At 39.8% G+C, this 548-nt stretch carries 1 protein-coding gene and 1 pseudogene; both read right to left on the reverse strand.

What is annotated here, in order from left to right; all coding sequences use genetic code 11:
* Window positions 1-10: 10 nt before the first annotated feature.
* Window positions 11-113, reverse strand: a pseudogene (locus ATB78_RS30020) (DUF3265 domain-containing protein).
* A 76-nt stretch (window positions 114-189) separates the two neighbouring features.
* Window positions 190-324, reverse strand: a complete 135-nt coding sequence (locus tag ATB78_RS30295; RefSeq protein ID WP_086012977.1) for a hypothetical protein — start codon at window positions 322-324, stop codon at window positions 190-192.
* Window positions 325-548: the final 224 nt, after the last annotated feature.

Here is a 548-nt window from a genome sequence, read left to right on the forward strand (position 1 = left end):
TAACGCCCTGTTAAGGGGTGAGCAACGCAATACTGAAGCCGCCGCATACCACCTTAAACACTAAAACCAACGCATAGTGAAAATGCCACGCGTTGCGAATCCCTCTTGAACAGTTTGTTATGCTTGTTCTATCTGTAGGCACAGTGAAATTCGAACGCTTCATCCAGTTAGACGAGGCCCAAATAGGTCTTATTTATTATGTTCTTTGCCACTTGAATGCTCCGCATATTTTTTGGAAATGAGTTGATGGATATGAAGTCCTGTTTTACGAACAAGATACCAATCTATCGCTGCTAAAATGACCAAGCCTATTATAGTTCCCATCTAAAACCCTCCTTGCCTATCGAATCATAACTCTATCAAAACACTGACAAGTTAGATAAGACAGAACGCAATTTTTTGGTGAGCTGCAATGGTTTTCAGAGAAGTTAGAGTCTATTGAGAGATAAGAACCTAATTTCTGTGAAAGATGCTAGGGCACATACCAGGTGATACTTGTTAAATACGTAAAGTGTTCATGGTTACAAGTTTAAGAAAAAGCATAACGC

The sequence above is a fragment of the Vibrio sp. CUB2 genome (assembly GCF_001557945.1).
GTDB lineage: Bacteria > Pseudomonadota > Gammaproteobacteria > Enterobacterales > Vibrionaceae > Vibrio > Vibrio owensii.